This window comes from Citrobacter sp. Cs237, from assembly GCF_030332325.1.
GTDB classification, from domain to species: domain Bacteria; phylum Pseudomonadota; class Gammaproteobacteria; order Enterobacterales; family Enterobacteriaceae; genus Citrobacter_A; species Citrobacter_A sedlakii.
This window is the reverse complement of the sequence record NZ_JAOWIB010000032.1, coordinates 21813-34317: the sequence shown is the minus strand read 5'-3', so window position 1 is coordinate 34317 and position 12505 is coordinate 21813. Positions and strand designations below refer to the sequence as shown.

The 12505-nt window shown below is 56.1% G+C and carries 13 protein-coding genes; 11 read left to right on the top strand and 2 right to left on the bottom strand.

Features of this window, described 5'->3' with window-relative positions; genetic code table 11:
* Positions 1 to 183 precede the first annotated feature (183 nt).
* The 4 genes from OGY07_RS00515 to OGY07_RS00500 all read left to right on the top strand — a co-directional run bounded on the left by OGY07_RS00515 (position 184) and on the right by OGY07_RS00500 (position 2675).
* On the top strand, positions 184 to 609 hold the full coding sequence (locus tag OGY07_RS00515) for a GNAT family acetyltransferase (RefSeq protein ID WP_042290864.1): 426 nt from the start codon (positions 184 to 186) through the stop codon (positions 607 to 609).
* Positions 596 to 1045 (top strand): DUF2919 domain-containing protein, encoded by a 450-nt coding sequence (locus OGY07_RS00510; RefSeq protein WP_286598024.1) that lies wholly within the window; start codon positions 596 to 598, stop codon positions 1043 to 1045. The genes OGY07_RS00515 and OGY07_RS00510 overlap by 14 nt, the downstream gene beginning before the upstream one ends.
* Positions 1046 to 1104: 59 nt before the next feature.
* Complete coding sequence (locus OGY07_RS00505; RefSeq protein ID WP_042290861.1) at positions 1105 to 1680, top strand: RpoE-regulated lipoprotein; 576 nt, start codon at positions 1105 to 1107, stop codon at positions 1678 to 1680.
* Between the two features lie 95 nt (positions 1681 to 1775).
* On the top strand, positions 1776 to 2675 hold the full coding sequence (locus OGY07_RS00500) for a Dyp-type peroxidase (protein ID WP_200034812.1): 900 nt from the start codon (positions 1776 to 1778) through the stop codon (positions 2673 to 2675).
* Positions 2676 to 2766: 91 nt separating this feature from the next.
* Here OGY07_RS00500 and pbp4b read toward each other — a convergent pair whose 3' ends face one another.
* Positions 2767 to 4065: a penicillin binding protein PBP4B gene (gene pbp4b, locus OGY07_RS00495; protein ID WP_286598021.1), complete on the bottom strand. Its 1299-nt coding sequence runs from the start codon at positions 4063 to 4065 to the stop codon at positions 2767 to 2769.
* Between the two features lie 3 nt (positions 4066 to 4068).
* Positions 4069 to 5502 (bottom strand): PTS N-acetylmuramic acid transporter subunit IIBC, encoded by a 1434-nt coding sequence (murP, locus tag OGY07_RS00490; protein ID WP_286598019.1) that lies wholly within the window; start codon positions 5500 to 5502, stop codon positions 4069 to 4071.
* Positions 5503 to 5759: 257 nt separating this feature from the next.
* Here murP and murR point away from each other — a divergent pair, with 257 nt between their 5' ends.
* The 7 genes from murR (at position 5760) to cysM (ending at position 12476) form a co-directional block, all read left to right on the top strand.
* Entirely contained in the window at positions 5760 to 6620 is an 861-nt protein-coding gene (gene murR / locus OGY07_RS00485) for an HTH-type transcriptional regulator MurR (RefSeq protein ID WP_286598017.1), read from the top strand.
* Positions 6621 to 6745: 125 nt separating this feature from the next.
* Complete coding sequence (gene ucpA / locus OGY07_RS00480; RefSeq protein WP_042290853.1) at positions 6746 to 7537, top strand: SDR family oxidoreductase UcpA; 792 nt, start codon at positions 6746 to 6748, stop codon at positions 7535 to 7537.
* A 153-nt stretch (positions 7538 to 7690) separates the two neighbouring features.
* The gene (cysP, locus tag OGY07_RS00475) at positions 7691 to 8707 is read left to right on the top strand and encodes a thiosulfate/sulfate ABC transporter substrate-binding protein CysP (protein ID WP_042290852.1); all 1017 of its coding nucleotides are present in this window, start codon (positions 7691 to 7693) and stop codon (positions 8705 to 8707) included.
* A complete protein-coding gene (gene cysT, locus OGY07_RS00470) occupies positions 8707 to 9540 on the top strand; it encodes a sulfate/thiosulfate ABC transporter permease CysT (RefSeq protein WP_042290851.1) in 834 nt (277 codons plus the stop codon). The genes cysP and cysT overlap by 1 nt, the downstream gene beginning before the upstream one ends.
* Positions 9540 to 10415, top strand: coding sequence for a sulfate/thiosulfate ABC transporter permease CysW (gene cysW, locus OGY07_RS00465; protein WP_042290850.1), 876 nt, complete (start codon positions 9540 to 9542; stop codon positions 10413 to 10415). The genes cysT and cysW overlap by 1 nt, the downstream gene beginning before the upstream one ends.
* Complete coding sequence (gene cysA / locus OGY07_RS00460; protein ID WP_060570568.1) at positions 10405 to 11499, top strand: sulfate/thiosulfate ABC transporter ATP-binding protein CysA; 1095 nt, start codon at positions 10405 to 10407, stop codon at positions 11497 to 11499. Before cysW ends, cysA begins: the two co-directional genes overlap by 11 nt.
* A gap of 65 nt (positions 11500 to 11564) precedes the next feature.
* Positions 11565 to 12476 (top strand): cysteine synthase CysM, encoded by a 912-nt coding sequence (gene cysM, locus OGY07_RS00455; RefSeq protein ID WP_286598011.1) that lies wholly within the window; start codon positions 11565 to 11567, stop codon positions 12474 to 12476.
* The last annotated feature ends 29 nt before the right edge of the window (positions 12477 to 12505 follow it).

The following is a 12505-nucleotide window of genomic DNA, read 5'->3' as shown; positions in this document are numbered from 1 at the left end:
GATGTTATATCGTATCGCGTAATCCGTTACGACTGTTGATGTTGAGAATTGTTTTACTTTTCATTTCAATACATGACAGCTCGCTATTATGCCATTTTTTTCACCGCTTCGCGTCAGATATTGGCTGAATCAACGCTTTGCGCCATAATCTTGGTTTTTAGACCCGAAAAGGCGGCAAATACCATGGAGATACGCGTTTTTCGCCAGGAAGATTTCGAAGAGGTGATCACCCTTTGGGAGCGCTGCGATCTGCTGCGTCCGTGGAACGATCCTGAAATGGATATTGAGCGTAAGCTCAATCATGATGTCAGCCTGTTCCTCGTGGCTGAAGTCAGCGGCGAGGTGGTCGGAACGGTGATGGGGGGATACGACGGCCATCGCGGATCCGCTTATTATCTTGGCGTGCACCCGGAGTTCCGGGGACGTGGTATCGCCAACGCGCTGCTCAACCGGCTGGAAAAGAAGCTCATTGCGCGTGGGTGTCCAAAGGTGCAGATCATGGTGCGCGAGGATAACGACGTGGTGCTCGGCATGTATGAACGGCTGGGCTATGAACATGCGGACGTGCTCTGTTTGGGTAAGCGCCTGATCGAAGATGAAGAATACTGAGTTTCATCCTGCTGATTACGACGCGCATGGCCATTTGCGCCTGCCTGCGCTGTTCTGGTTGGTATTGTTGCTGCAGGCCCGAACCTGGGTGCTGTTTGTGATTGCCGGTTCCTCCCGGGAGCAGGGCAATACGTTGCTGAATTTGTTTTATCCCGATCACGATAATTTCTGGCTTGGATTGCTGCCTGGCGTCCCGGCGGTGCTGGCTTTCCTTCTTAGCGGGCGACGCTACGCTTTTCCTGCGATCTGGCGAGGGCTTTACGCGGCACTGATCCTGGCGCAGGCGGTACTGCTGGGCTGGCAGCTTGTGCTATGGCTGCTGGGGGAAGCTGTTAACGGCGTCAGTCTGGCGCTGGTGGTGGCGGATGTCGTGGCGTTGATCTGGCTGATCTCCCATCGCCGGTTACGCGCCTGCTTCACCCTTGAAAAAGAATAACGGCACTTTTTGGCGAACCGGGACTCCAAGCAACGATGATGAATAAAGAAGGAAATGTGATGAAATCGCTGCGTTTGATGTTATGTGCGATGCCGCTGGCGCTGACCGGGTGTTCGACGCTCTCGTCTGTAAACTGGTCTGCGGCGAATCCGTGGAACTGGTTTGGCTCCTCGACGGAGGTGACCGAGCAGGGCGTTGGCGCATTAACTGCCGCCACGCCGCTTAATGAACAGGCGATAGCCGACGCGCTGGACGGGGATTATCGCCTGCGCAGCGGAATGAAAATCGCCAACGGCAACGTCGTGCGCTTTTTTGAAGCCATGAAGGACGACAAGGTGGCGATGGTCATTAATGGCGAACAAGGCACCCTTAGCCGCATCGATGTTCTCGACAGCGATATTCCTTCCGAAGCCGGGGTCGACGTGGGCACGCCGTTTAGCGATCTCTACAGCAAAGCCTTTGGCAACTGCCAGCCAGCCACTGATGACGACCGCGTCGCGGTGGAGTGTAAAGCGCAAGGCAGTCAGCATATTAGCTATCTCTTTTCCGGCGAATGGCATGGGCCGGAAGGCTTAATGCCGTCTGATGACACGCTTAAAGAATGGAAAGTCAGCAAGATAATCTGGCGTCGTTAATTTGCGTCTGAACAAACCGCTGCGCGTAAAAACAGGGTAAAATAGCCTCCATCAATGCCACGACCGCGTGGCATTCTCATTTTCCAGGAGGAATGATGTCTCAGGTTCAGAGTGGCATTTTGCCAGAACATTGCCGCGCCGCGATTTGGATTGAAGCGAATGTTAAAGGCGACGTTGACGCACTGCGCAGCGCCAGCAAAGTCTTCGCCGATAAGCTGGCGACGTTTGAAGCGAAATTTCCCGAGGCGCATCTGGGCGCGGTCGTGGCTTTTGGACACGACACCTGGCGTGCGCTGAGCGGCGGCGTCGGGGCCGAAGAGCTGAAAAATTTCATCCCTTACGGTAAGGGACTCGCACCGGCCACCCAGTATGACGTCCTGATCCACATTCTTTCCCTGCGTCACGATGTGAATTTCTCCGTAGCCCAGGCGGCGATGGAGGCCTTTGGCGACTGCGTTGACGTTCAGGAAGAAATCCATGGCTTCCGCTGGGTGGAGGAGCGCGATCTCAGTGGTTTTGTTGACGGTACCGAAAACCCGGCGGGTGAAGAAACGCGTCGTGAAGTGGCGGTCATTAAAGACGGTGTGGATGCAGGCGGCAGCTATGTGTTCGTGCAGCGTTGGGAACATAACCTGAAGCAGCTCAACCGCATGAGCATTCACGATCAGGAAATGATGATTGGCCGCACGAAAGACGCAAATGAAGAGATCGACGGCGACGCGCGTCCGGCCACCTCTCATCTGAGCCGTGTTGATCTTAAAGAAGACGGTAAAGGGCTGAAAATTGTTCGCCAGAGTCTGCCTTACGGCACCGCGAGCGGCACTCATGGCCTGTACTTCTGCGCTTACTGCGCGCGTCTGCATAACATTGAGCAGCAGTTGCTGAGCATGTTCGGTGACACCGACGGTAAACGTGACGCGATGCTGCGCTTCACCAAACCGGTGACTGGCGGCTATTACTTTGCCCCATCACGGGATCGCCTGCTGGCGCTGTAAGCGAATCAACCTGTAACCTGATAAGCGTAACGCCATCAGGAAAGCCGTGCCGGATAAGGCGTTGTTTGAACCCTTATCCGGTATGATGCGGTCATTTTATCGCCGCGTAGACCTGATCCACTACCCACCCATATGTCGCCATCGGCAGCAGGCCACTCTTGAACAGGTTCGGATTCGTTTGGGGATCGGCAACCGGTGAATGAGGTTTATTGCTCAACATCACAATGGCCAGATGGTTTACCGGATCGATAACGGTAAGCGTCCCCGTCCAGCCTGTGTGACCGTAGGCCTGCGCACTGGCCAACGCGCCAAATGTTGGCGTCATGCTGGCATTCCCGTTAACCCGCCAGCCCAGGCCGAACGTGGCGTCCTCCGCCGAGCGTTGGGTAAACATTTTTACCGTCTCCGGGCTGAACAATCTGACGTTGCCGTAGCCGCCGCCGTTGAGCATGGTTTGCATCAGTACGGCGAGATCGCCGGTGGTGGAAAACAGTCCCGCGTGGCCGGAGACCCCTCCCATCGAGTAGAAGGCTTTTTCATCGTGCACTTCGCCCCATAACGTCGTGGTGCGAATATGCGGGAAATGAATCACGCCATCGCGGGTGTTGCCGTTCAGCTCCGTCGCGGCGATCTGCGGTGGACGAAAGCCTTTCTGAAGGGGATTAAACACCGTATGGCTTAAACCCAGCGGACGATAAATGGCGTTTTCGACATAGTGGTCGAGAGGCTGGTCGGTGATGGACTCGACGATAAAGCCCAACAACATATAGTCGACGTCGCTGTAAATATGCTTCGTGCCGGGGCGGTATTCCAGCGGTGTGCGTTTGATCATCGCCAGCGTCGTGGCCTTATCCTGCGAGTACAGTTTCCCGGCGACGGCCTGGTTCGGATACTGCGGGTCAGCAGGGAAGCCGCCGGAATGATGCAGCAGGTCCGCAATCCGTAACGCATTCTTCCCTTTAATCACATCTTCTGGCGCATCGGCAAAACCAGGAATGTACGTCGAGACGAGATCGTCCGGATGCAGTTTGCCCTCTGACATCAGCTTTTGCAGCGCAAAGTTAGTGGCGTACATTTTGGTGTTGGAGGCGAGGTCGTACAGGGTATCCGTGGTCGCCCTGATAGGCTGAGGCATCAGAACATGACCGTCGTATTTTTTGGCGTCGCCCCACGCCTTGCGATAGACAATATGATTGTCTTTCACGATGAGCAGATTCACCCCGGGATAGCCCGCCGCCACCTGTTGCGCTATCCAGTTATCCAGCCTGTTCAGACGTTCAGTATCCATTCCGACTTTTTCAGGCGTACTTTCCGTAAGAACCGGAAATGGGGTTGCGCTGAGGCTAAAACTCAGGGCCAGCGCGGACATAAGCAGAAAACGTTTACGCATAATTTAGTCCAGATTGACATTACGGCAGCCAAACAGCGCGGTAAAAATAAAGCCGCCAACGTAAGCCACCAGCATCCCTCCGGCGTACACCGCCATGGCTGGCAGGATCCCTTGCGCAGAGGTCATTAAAGGCAAGGCCACCAGCCCTGACGGACCGAATGCGCTGTTCAGCCCCATAGGCAAACCTGACCAGGCCACCAGACCGATAAACAGCCCGCCTGCGGCGCCGCCCAGACAGGCGGTAATAAACGGTTTCATTCGCGGCAGCGTCACGCCGTAAATAAGCGGTTCACCGACGCCGAGCAGCCCGGGGATTATCGCTCCGCGGATCTGGCTGCGGATTGTGCTGTGTTTTTCCGCGCGCCAGTAGAGCGCCAGCGCCGCGCCGACCTGACCCGCGCCCGCCATAGAAAGAATAGGGAACAGGCTGTTGAACCCCTGACTGCTCATTAACGCCAGATAAACCGGGATAAACCCCTGATGGACGCCAAACACCACCGCAACCAGAAACAGCCCCGCCAGCACGGCGCAGCCTAACGGGTTACTGTTGAGGTGGATAAACAGCCAGGACATTCCTTCGAACAGCCAGCCGCCGAGCGGCATAATCACCAGGTAGGCCAGCGCGGCGGTGACCAGTAAGGTCAGCGTGGCGGTCAGAAGCATATCGAGATCGTCCGGCATAAAGCGGCGAATGACGTTCTCAATTCGCGCACTTGCCCATGCCGCAATCAGTACGCCGATTATGTTCCCGCGAGGATCGATTGTCAGGCCAAAGAAATCCTCAATGCCTGCGTAATAACCGGTGGTCGCGGCGGGGTTATAGCCCAGCAGAAACAGCGAGGCGATGATGGCGCCGTTTACGCCCGTTCCACCAAAGGCCTGTGCGGCGTTATAGCCAATCAGGATCACCAGGAAGGTGAAAAGTCCTTTACTGAAGACCTTCATAAAGTTCAGCGCGTCGGGCAAGGCGCCCTGCGCATCTGCCGGCACGTGCAGCACCGTAGCAAGAAGTGTGGCAATCCCCAGCAGCAGGCCTGCGGCAATAAAACCGGGGATCAGCGGCGTAAAGATAGTGGCAAACCTGGCGAGGAACTGCTGAATGCCGGAGGTCTGTTTTGCTTTGATCTGCTTTTTGGTGTTTGCGGCAATCTCCGCCGCGCCAGCCGTAACGGCAGGGCCGCCGTTTTCAAGGAGGGCATTCATGGCATCCGCTGCCCGCTGCGCTTTGCCGGGGCCAAAAATGACCTGAACCTGATTATCCGACAGCACCACGCCTTTAATGCCCTCCAGCGTTTTGATGCTGGCGTCAACCAGACGACTGTCATGTACCGTCAGGCGTAAACGCGTCATGCAGTTTCCGCACCGGGCAATGTTTTCCGCTCCGCCAACCCGGGAGAGGATTGCCTGCAGGAGATCAACGCTGATTTCTTTTGCCATTCGCTTTATTCCTTCTCCGGTCCCGGGTGAATGCTACCGCCGCCATTTTGTCGAGAGCGCCACAAACTTTACAGCTTAACGGGGCTGCTACTATGGAAAATGCATGGAATCATATATTCTCTGATTTACATCGCAATGGAATCGTTGAATTGCCGTGTGAAGAATGTGAGGGTAATCATACTCTGGTAAACAATCGGGTATCCTGCCGGGCAGGCAGTAGAATTGAGAAATCCGTTAACAGGGGAGAGTAAGACGACATGTTTTTTCTGGCGAAAATACGCAGCGCTGAAGCAGAATTTACCGACAATGAACGCAAAATCGCTGAATTTCTGTTGGCTCATCTCAACGAGCTAAAAACCGTCTCCTCCCGTCAGCTCGCGAAGCAGTTGCAGGTTAGCCAGTCGAGTATTGTCAAATTTGCCCAAAAGCTGGGGGCGAAGGGGTTTACTGAATTACGAATGGCGCTGATTGAAGAAAACAGCGCCAGACGCGAAAAAAAGCAGGATAAAGCGCTACATCTGCACAGCTCAATCACCAGCGAAGACAGCCTGGAGGTCATTGCCCGTAAGCTGAATCGCGAAAAATTATCCGCCCTGGAAGAGACCAGTGACCTGATGGATTTCGTCCGGCTGAAACAGGTGATTGAAACCATCAGTCGCGCCGGGTTTATTCAGATAACCGGACTGGGCGGGTCGGCGCTGGTGGGACGCGATCTGTCGTTTAAACTGATGAAGATTGGCTATCGCGTGGCCTGTGAAGCGGATACGCATGTGCAGGTGACGGTTGCGCAGGCGTTGCAGAAGGGCGATGTGCAACTGGCGATCTCCTACAGCGGCGCCAAAAAGGAGATCGTACTGTGCGCGCAAGCGGCGCGCGAACGGGGGGCGACGGTGATTGCCATTACTTCGCTTGCTGATTCCCCGCTGCGCCGGCTGGCGCATTACACGCTGGACACGGTTTCGAGTGAGAAGGCATGGCGCAGTTCATCTATGTCGACGCGTACCGCCCAGAACTCGGTCACCGACCTGCTCTTTGTCGGGTTGGTACAGCGCAATGATGTCGAGTCATTACGAATGATCGAACGCAGCAGTGAGTTGATTAATCTGCTCCGGGACTGATTCCGGCGCATTTTTTCCTAAGATTTACCTTAATTAGTGAGCTGTTCCTCAGCACTTATCTGTTTTTAATGTATTTTCGTTGTTAATGGAGTGTAAGACTTCATATTCATAAGGAGAGCATTGAAATGGGTAAACTCACGGGCAAAACAGCATTGATTACGGGCGCATCGAAGGGCATTGGCGAAGGGATCGCCAGAGTGTTTGCTCGCCACGGCGCGAACTTAATCCTGCTGGATATCTCCGATGAGATTGAAAAGCTGGCGGACGAACTGGGTGGACGCGGTCATCGCTGCACGGCCGTGGTGGCGGATGTAACGGATCCGGCGTCTGTCGCCGCAGCGATCAAGCGAGCGAAAGAGGTGGAAGGACGCATCGATATCCTCGTCAACAACGCGGGCGTGTGTCGCCTCGGCGGTTTCCTCGAGATGAGCGATGAAGATCGCGACTTCCATATTGATGTCAACATTAAAGGCGTCTGGAACGTCACGAAAGCCGTATTGCCGGAAATGGTAAAACGTAAAGATGGCCGCATTGTGATGATGTCTTCGGTGACCGGCGATATGGTGGCCGATCCGGGTGAAACTGCTTATGCGTTGTCGAAGGCGGCGATTGTCGGCCTGACCAAATCGCTGGCGGTGGAATTTGCGCAATCGGGGATCCGCGTGAACGCCATTTGCCCGGGCTACGTACGTACGCCAATGGCGGAAAGCATCGCCCGCCAGTCCAACGCGGACGATCCGGAATCGGTGCTGACAGAAATGGCGAAGGCGATACCACTGCGTCGTCTGGCCTGTCCGCTGGAAGTGGGCGAACTGGCGGCGTTCCTGGCCTCCGACGAGTCCAGCTATCTCACGGGCACCCAAAACGTGATTGACGGCGGCAGCACGCTGCCGGAAAGCGTCAGCGTCGGCGTCTGACCGACGTTACACCCCTTCCGCTGGCCGGGAGGGGTTCTCTTATTCCCTTTTCAACTTTCAAATCAGCAAACGGTATATAAAACCGTTACTCCTTTCACACTGGTTATAAATATTATGGCTATTAGAAAGTCATTAATTTTATAAGGGTGCGCAATGGCCGTTAACTTACTGAAAAAGAACTCTCTGGCGCTGGTTGCGTCGCTGTTGCTGGTCGGGCAGGCGCAGGCGACGGAACTGCTTAACAGCTCCTATGACGTTTCCCGTGAGCTGTTTGCCGCCCTTAACCCGCCATTTGAACAACAGTGGGCGAAAGATAACGGCGGCGACAAGCTGACCATCAAACAGTCTCATGCCGGTTCTTCAAAACAGGCGCTGGCGATTTTGCAGGGGTTAAAAGCTGATGTGGTCACCTATAACCAGGTCACTGACGTGCAGATCCTGCATGATAAAGGCAAGCTGATCCCGGCGGACTGGCAGAGCCGTTTGCCGAACAACAGCTCGCCATTCTATTCCACGATGGGCTTCCTGGTGCGTAAAGGCAATCCGAAAAACATTCAGGACTGGAACGATCTCGTGCGCTCCGACGTGAAGCTGATCTTCCCAAACCCCAAAACCTCCGGTAACGCGCGCTATACCTATCTGGCGGCCTGGGGCGCGGCAGATAATGCTGACGGTGGCGACAAAGCCAAAACCGAGCAGTTCATGACTCAGTTCCTGAAGAACGTCGAAGTGTTTGATACCGGCGGACGCGGCGCCACCACCACGTTCGCCGAACGCGGGCTGGGCGATGTGCTGATAAGCTTCGAGTCCGAAGTGAACAACATCCGTAAACAGTACGAAGCGCAGGGCTTTGAAGTGGTGATCCCGAAAACCAACATTCTGGCGGAATTCCCGGTCGCGTGGGTCGATAAAAATGTGCAAGCCAACGGGACGGAAAAAGCGGCAAAAGCGTACCTGAACTGGCTATATAGCCCACAGGCGCAGACCATCATTACCGGTTTTTATTACCGGGTGAATAACCCGGAAGTCATGGATAAGCTGAAGGATCAATTCCCACAGACCGAACTGTTCCGCGTGGAAGATAAGTTTGGCGCCTGGCCGGATGTCATGAAAACCCATTTCGCCAGCGGCGGCGAACTGGACAAACTGCTGGCGGCGGGGCGTAAGTAATGTTTGCTGTCTCCTCCAGACGCGTACTGCCGGGCTTTACCTTAAGCCTGGGCACCAGCCTGCTGTTCGTCTGCCTGATTTTGCTGTTGCCGCTGAGCGCGCTGGTGATGCAGCTCTCGCAGATGAGCTGGGCGCAATACTGGGAGGTCATCACTAACCCGCAGGTGGTCGCAGCCTATAAAGTGACGTTGCTGGCGGCGTTCGTGGCGTCGATTTTTAACGGCGTATTTGGCCTGCTGATGGCGTGGATCTTAACCCGCTACCGTTTCCCGGGTCGCACGCTGCTGGACGCGCTGATGGATCTGCCGTTCGCCTTGCCAACCGCAGTCGCAGGTTTGACGCTGGCTTCACTGTTTTCAGTCAATGGTTTTTACGGCCAGTTTTTGGCGAGCGTCGACATCAAAGTTACGTATACCTGGCTGGGGATTGCGGTGGCGATGGCCTTTACCAGCATTCCGTTTGTGGTACGCACCGTGCAGCCGGTGCTGGAAGAATTGGGCCCGGAATATGAAGAAGCGGCGGAAACGCTGGGCGCAACGCGTCTGCAAAGTTTTCGTAAAGTCGTGCTACCGGAACTGTCGCCTGCGCTGGTGGCGGGAGTTGCCCTGTCCTTTACCCGCAGCCTCGGCGAGTTCGGGGCGGTGATTTTTATCGCCGGGAATATCGCCTGGAAAACGGAAGTGACGTCGCTGATGATTTTCGTGCGGTTGCAGGAATTTGATTACCCCGCCGCCAGCGCGATCGCTTCGGTGATCCTCGCGGCTTCGCTGCTGCTGCTGTTTTCGATTAACACTCTGCAAAGTCGCTTTGGCCGACGCGTAGTAGGTCACTAATGGCGGAAGTTACTCAATTGAAGCGTTATGACGCTCCCCGCATTAACTGGGGAAAATGGTTTCTGATTGGCGTCGGTATGCTGGTTTCAGCGTTCATTTTGCTGGTGCCGATGATTTACATCTTCGTACAGGCGTTCAGCCGTGGGCTGATGCCGGTTATCGAGAATTTATCTGACCCGGACATGCTCCATGCCATCTGGCTGACGGTGCTGATTGCGCTGATCGCGGTGCCGGTGAACCTGGTGTTTGGCGTTCTGCTGGCCTGGCTGGTGACGCGTTTTAACTTTCCCGGTCGCCAGCTTTTGCTCACGCTGCTGGATATTCCGTTTGCGGTATCGCCGGTGGTCGCCGGGCTGGTGTATCTGCTGTTCTATGGTTCCAACGGCCCGCTGGGCGGCTGGCTGGACGAGCATAACCTGCAAATTATGTTCTCCTGGCCGGGGATGGTGCTGGTCACTATCTTTGTCACCTGTCCGTTTGTGGTGCGAGAACTGGTGCCGGTGATGCTCAGTCAGGGCAGTCAGGAGGACGAGGCGGCGATTTTGCTCGGCGCTTCCGGCTGGCAGATGTTCCGCCGCGTAACGCTGCCCAATATCCGCTGGGCGCTGCTGTACGGCGTGGTACTGACCAACGCCCGGGCGATTGGCGAATTTGGCGCGGTGTCGGTGGTGTCCGGCTCAATTCGCGGCGAAACGCTGTCGCTGCCGTTACAGATTGAACTGTTGGAGCAGGACTATAACACCGTTGGCTCCTTTACCGCCGCCGCGCTGCTGACGCTGATGGCGATTATTACCCTGTTTTTAAAGAGCATGTTGCAATGGCGCCTGGAGAATCAGGAAAAACGCGCGCAACAGGAGGAACATCATGAGCATTGAGATTGCCAATATTAAGAAGTCCTTTGGTCGCACCCAGGTGCTGAACGATATCTCGCTGGATATTCCTTCTGGTCAGATGGTGGCGCTGCTGGGGCCGTCCGGCTCTGGTAAAACCACGCTGCTGCGGATTATCGCCGGGCTTGAGCATCAGAGCAGCGGGCATATTCGTTTTCACGGCACTGATGTCAGCCGCCTGCATGCTCGCGACCGTAAGGTCGGGTTTGTGTTTCAGCACTACGCGCTGTTTCGCCATATGACCGTCTTTGACAACATCGCTTTTGGCCTGACGGTGCTGCCGCGTCGTGAACGACCGAATGCGGCCGCTATCAAGACGAAAGTGACCAAACTGCTGGAAATGGTGCAACTTGCGCACCTGGCGGATCGTTTTCCGGCGCAACTTTCCGGCGGGCAGAAACAGCGGGTGGCGCTGGCGCGCGCGCTCGCCGTTGAGCCGCAAATTTTATTGCTCGACGAACCCTTCGGCGCGCTGGATGCCCAGGTGCGTAAAGAGCTCAGGCGCTGGCTGCGCCAGTTGCATGAAGAGCTGAAATTCACCAGCGTGTTTGTGACCCACGATCAGGAAGAAGCGACCGAAGTGGCGGACCGGGTGGTGGTGATGAGCCAGGGCCATATTGAACAGGCCGACGCGCCGGATCAGGTCTGGCGCGAACCGGCCACCCGCTTCGTGCTGGAGTTTATGGGCGAGGTGAACCGACTGCAGGGCACTGTTCGCGGCGCGCAGTTCCACGTCGGCGCGCACCGTTGGCCGCTGGGTTATACCCCTGCGTATCAGGGGCCGGTCGATCTGTTCCTGCGTCCGTGGGAAGTGGACATTAGCCGTCGTACCAGTCTCGACTCGCCATTGCCGGTACAGGTGATCGAAGCCAGCCCGAAAGGCCACTATACCCAGTTAGTCGTGCAGCCGCTGGGATGGTATAACGAACCGCTGACGGTGGTGATGCAGGGCGACGATACCCCGGCGCGCGGCGAGCGCCTGTTTGTCGGCCTGCAAAATGCCCGGCTGTATAATGGCGAGCAGCGCATTGAGCGCCATGAAGATGTGGTATTGGCAGAAATAGCGTAATCCCGGGATGATTTACCCAGGCCCGATAAGCGTAGCGCCATCGGGCATTGAGTTGGACAAAAGACGTGAACACACTAGAACAAACAATCGGCAATACGCCTTTGGTGAAATTGCAGCGGATGGGGCCGGACAACGGCAGTGAAATCTGGCTCAAACTGGAAGGTAACAATCCCGCCGGGTCGGTGAAAGATCGCGCTGCGCTATCGATGATCGTGCAGGCGGAAAAGCGCGGGGAAATTAAACCAGGCGACGTACTCATTGAAGCAACCAGTGGAAATACCGGGATTGCGCTGGCGATGATTGCCGCGCTGAAAGGCTACCGCATGACCCTGCTGATGCCGGACAACATGAGCCAGGAGCGACGCGCGGCAATGCGCGCTTATGGCGCAGAGCTGATTCTGGTCAGCAAAGAGCAGGGCATGGAAGGGGCGCGCGACTTAGCGTTAGCCATGTCAGAACGCGGAGAGGGCAAACTGCTCGATCAGTTTAACAACCCTGATAACCCGCTGGCGCATTACAGCACCACCGGGCCGGAGATCTGGCAGCAAACTGCCGGGCGCATCACCCATTTTGTCTCCAGTATGGGCACGACCGGCACAATCACTGGCGTGTCGCGTTTTCTGCGCGAGCAGGCGAAGCCTGTCACCATCGTTGGCCTGCAACCGGAAGAGGGCAGCAGCATTCCGGGGATCCGCCGTTGGCCTGCGGAATATATGCCGGGAATATTTAACGCCTCGCTGGTTGACGAGGTACTGGATATTCATCAGCAGGCTGCGGAAAACACCATGCGCGAGCTGGCGGTGCGGGAAGGGATTTTCTGCGGTGTCAGTTCCGGTGGCGCGGTGGCCGGGGCGATTCGTGTGGCGCAGGCGAGGCCGGGCGCCGTCGTTGTGGCGATTATCTGCGATCGCGGCGATCGTTACCTTTCCACGGGTGTGTTTGGCGAAGAGCATTTCAGCCAGGGGGCGGGGATATAACCAATGCCGGTCAGTGTGTCACTGACCGG